Raw genomic sequence first — 4,018 nt, 5'->3', positions numbered from 1 at the left:
GTGCTCGACGCCCTCGGGATCAGCCTGGACGCCGTGGGCGGCCCGTTGCGCGTACCGGACACGGCCACGGGGACGTTGATCGTCGCCAACCACGTCTCCTGGCTCGACGTCGTCGCCGCTCTGGCGGTCGAACCCGTGCCCCTGCTGGCCAAGCGGGAGGTCGCGGGATGGCCGGTCATCGGGGCGTTGAGCCGCAGAGCGGGCACCCGCTTCGTCGACCGCGATGCCCTGCGTGAACTCGTCGGCGTCGTAAGGGAGTTGACGACGCACCTGGAGCGAGGCGGGTCGGTGATGGTGTTCCCGCAAGCGACCACCTGGTGCACCGCACCCGGCGGCCCGTTCAGACGGGCCGCCTTCCAGGCCGCACTCGACGCGGGTGCGCCCGTGCGGCCCGTCGCAATCGACTTCAGCCAGCACGGCGGGATCAGCAGAGCGGCCTCCTACGTCGGGGACGACACCCTCGAGGCCTCGGTGCGTCGCGTGGCCGTCAGCGAGGGGCTCGTCGCACGCGTGACGGCCTGCGCACCACTCCAACCGAACGGGCACGACAGGCGCTCCCTCGCTGCGGCTGCCTACGCGGCGGTGTGCGATGCCGTGGGCCGCCCGGCGCCCGAGGAGTGATCGACTGCGGTGCGCGGGGCCGTACGGGCGGCCGACCCGAGGACGGTTCCGCGATCATGACGCAGAGCTGAACGGGCGCTCCTGCCGGGGGTGTTCACGGACCGTGGTCACATTCGCACGGGTATGACGCATCACATCGGTGCATGCAACAGCCCGTCTTGGGCACGCAAACGGAACGAATCTACCCAAGGAGCGCTTTCGTGATCATCGGCATAGTCGTCGTGTGCGTGGCACTGGCCGTCCTGGCCTTCCTCCTGCCGCGGTTCTCCCACCGTCCTCAGCGTGGTGCGCAGCGATCCCTCGGTCTCGGCACCCGGGCCGCGGGCAAGGCGCCCGGTGCCTCGGGACGCCTGCTCAGCAAACCCTTCCGCAGCAGTTCCCGCGCGGTGGGAAAGAGCGGGCGCGCCGGCCGACGCACCCGCGGGCGCATGCCCTTCTAAGGGCGCTGCCCCTCGAGTGGGTCGGCGGCGCATGCTTCTCCCGGCAGATCCGGCAATCCCGGCCGCGCGGCCGGACGCCCCGGTCTCGTGTTTGACAGGGGTGGAAGGCACGCGGATAGCCTCGCTATATGACAACTATGTTCAGAAAGGCGCTCGGTGTGCTGCCCCGGGTGGGCGTGCAGGTACTCGACCTCGGTCCGGGTGCCGCTGTTGTCTCCCGGCGCGGCGGTTACACCGCCACGAAGCTGAGCGGAGAGGCATGGATGGTCGGCGGCAAGCAGTCCGCCACCCGTACTCCCGCCGACGACTGGGGCCTGCACAAGGCCGCTTCGAGCAATCTGTGCGCACGGCACGTCGCCGACTTTCTGACCAACTACGAAGTGAACTGCGTGCTCGACGTCGGGGCCAACAAGGGTCAGTACGGCAAGCAGCTGCGGGAGTTCGGCTACCGCGGCAGGATCGTCTCCTTCGAGCCCGTCCCGGAGGCCCTGGCCCGGCTGCAGAAGACGGCGGAACGCGACCCCGACTGGAGCGTCCACCCCTTCGCGCTCGGGCGCAGCGAATCGGTGGAGAACATGCACCTGGGGTGGAAGACCATGAACTCGCTGCTCGAGCCGAGCGCGTACGGGCAGCAGCGCTACAAGCGGTTCGCCGACACCTCCCGCACCACCCAGGTGCAGGTCCGACGGTTGGACCAGGTGATGGACGAGGACTTGGAGGGGATCGCGAACCCGCGGCCGTTCCTGAAGATGGACACGCAGGGCTTCGACATGGAGGTCTTCGTCGGCGCCGGCGAGCGGATCGGCGAATTCGTGGGGATGCAGTCCGAGGTGGCCGCCCTGCAGCTGTACGAGGGAAGCCCGCACATGACCGAGGCCATCACCGCCTACGAGGACGCGGGCTTCGAGATCACCGGCATGTATCCCGTCACACGTGAGGGGTCCACAGGGCGAGTGGTCGAGTTCGACTGCGTACTGGCGCGCGCAGACTCGGCACCGGCGCAACTGCCTTGATCCGCGGGTGAACCACTGACGTGCCGGGGCGACGGCACGTCAGTGGGCCTGGTGTGCGTTTGGACGCCCGCCACTGCCTGGAGTCGGCGCGATCGGCGGAACGGGCCACCGCCGTCGGTGAGTGACGCCCTCAACGCGGCGCCCGGGCGCGGTACTTGCTCCATCGCGAGTGACGACTCCCACGGCATGACCTGCGCCGGGCGGGGGACCCGTCCGGCGTCCGCGCGGAGGGGACGGGCGGTTCACCCAGTGCCTTCAAGGCAGTTGGTTTCCGTTCACTTTTGCTTCGTAGTTTGCGGGTACGCATACAAATGACACGTAATTCAGTGAAAGGTCGCAGTGCATACCCCGTCGCCCACGGTTAGCCAGTCGCCGGTCGACTCGCCGGTCAAGGTGAGCGTCGTCGTTCCCACCCACAACACCGGAGAGACGGTCCTGACAGGGCTGCGCTCCTTCCTCGCCCAGACCATGCCGCGCTCGGACTTCGAGGTCATCTACGTCGATGACGGATCCGACGACGACACGGTCGCGACAGTCCAGTCCGAACTCGCCGCTCAGGGAGCCGAATCGGACGTCCGAGTGATACGCATCGCGAATTCCGGCTGGCCCGGCAAGCCGCGCAACATCGGCATGGAGGCCGCCCGAGGGGAGTTCGTCCACTTCGTCGATGACGACGACTGGCTCGCCCCCGAGGCCCTTGAGCGCACGTACGCGCGGGCGCAGGAAACCGGAGCGGACATCGTCATCGGCCGGATGGCCGGACACGGGCGCCGCGCGCCGCGGGCCCTCTTCGAGAAGCCGATCGCCGCCGCGGATCTGCGGTCGGACACCGAGCTGTTGGCTTCGATGACGGTGCACAAGCTCTTCCGGCGCGACTTCCTCGAGAAGAACGGACTGCGCTTCCCGGAGGGCCAAGTCCGGCTCGAGGACCACATGTTCACCCTGCGGGCCTTTCTTCTCACCAGCCGGGTGGCCACGGTGCACGACTACACCTGCTACCACTGGGTGCGGCACCCGGGCGAAGAGCACAACATCAGTTACGAGAAGATCGAGCCGGGCCCCTACCTCGACAGCGTCCGAAGGGTCCTCGCCATCCTCGACGCACCGGATACGCGTGTCGCCCCCGGGCGGCACCGTGACCGCCTGGCGGCCAACTGGTACGGCAAGAAGGCGCTCGCGCGCCTCAGCGGGCAGCTCTTCCTCGGAGAGTCCGACGCCCGCAGGACCGAATGGTTCGAGGCTGTGGGCGCCTTGGCCGCCGACATGCCGCCGAAGGCGGACAAGGCACTGCCCACCCGGCTCAGGATTGTCGCGGCACTCGCCCGGCACCGCGACCGCGCGCCGCTCGACGAGCACGCGGAGTTCGAAGCCCAAGTCGACCAGCAGCCCCGCGTCCTGTCGTCCGAATGGAACGACGGGCGGCTCACCGTCAGGTGCCGCACCCGTCTGGTCCGCAGGTGGAAGGGCAGGGGGGCCTTCGCCGTCCCCCTGGCGTTCTCCCGGAGCGAGGGCCGCCGTCTGCTGCGGCTGAGGCCGGGTGTGGCCGCCGTGCCCGGAGCGGCCGAGGCGGCCGACTTCACCAAGGCGGTGCAGCGCAGCAACGTCCGCGGCCTGCTCCGTCACCGAGAAGGGGGGACGGTGCTGAGCGTGCCGCTCCACCACCGGGTGGTCGAGGCGCCGTTGCCGGACGACGGCGCCGCGGCGGAACTCGTGGCCAGGGTGGCGGGTTGGATGCGGCTGCCGCAATGGCTGACCGCCCGGCTGCCGGGCAGTCGCCGAAGGCTGGACCTGTGCGCGCTGGACTTCGAGACCGAGTTCACCGTCGACCCGGCCTCCGTCGACAACGGCCGGAAACTGGCGCCGGGCACCTGGGACCTCCAGGTCCAACTGGGCTGCGGCGGCTGGCGCATCGCCCGGACACTGCGCGGCCACTCCATCGACGTC

At 69.5% G+C, this 4,018-nt stretch carries 4 protein-coding genes; all 4 read left to right on the top strand.

Features of this window, described 5'->3' with window-relative positions; all coding sequences use genetic code 11:
- On the top strand, window positions 1–621 hold a 621-nt coding region (locus H5J26_RS29085; protein ID WP_181768956.1), incomplete at its 5' end, for a lysophospholipid acyltransferase family protein.
- Between the two features lie 200 nt (window positions 622–821).
- A complete protein-coding gene (locus H5J26_RS29080; RefSeq protein WP_419183864.1) occupies window positions 822–1,061 on the top strand; it encodes a DUF6411 family protein in 240 nt (79 codons plus the stop codon).
- 128 nt (window positions 1,062–1,189) lie between these two features.
- Window positions 1,190–2,074, top strand: a complete 885-nt coding sequence (locus H5J26_RS29075; protein WP_181768954.1) for an FkbM family methyltransferase — start codon at window positions 1,190–1,192, stop codon at window positions 2,072–2,074.
- Between the two features lie 393 nt (window positions 2,075–2,467).
- A partial coding sequence (locus H5J26_RS29070; RefSeq protein WP_181768953.1) for a glycosyltransferase family 2 protein occupies window positions 2,468–4,018 on the top strand: 1,551 nt, incomplete at its 3' end.

Source organism: Streptomyces albidus (ex Kaewkla and Franco 2022), assembly GCF_013870515.1.
GTDB classification, from domain to species: domain Bacteria; phylum Actinomycetota; class Actinomycetes; order Streptomycetales; family Streptomycetaceae; genus Streptomyces; species Streptomyces albidus.
Note: the sequence above shows the minus strand (reverse complement) of the source record. Positions and strands in the feature narration are given on the sequence as shown.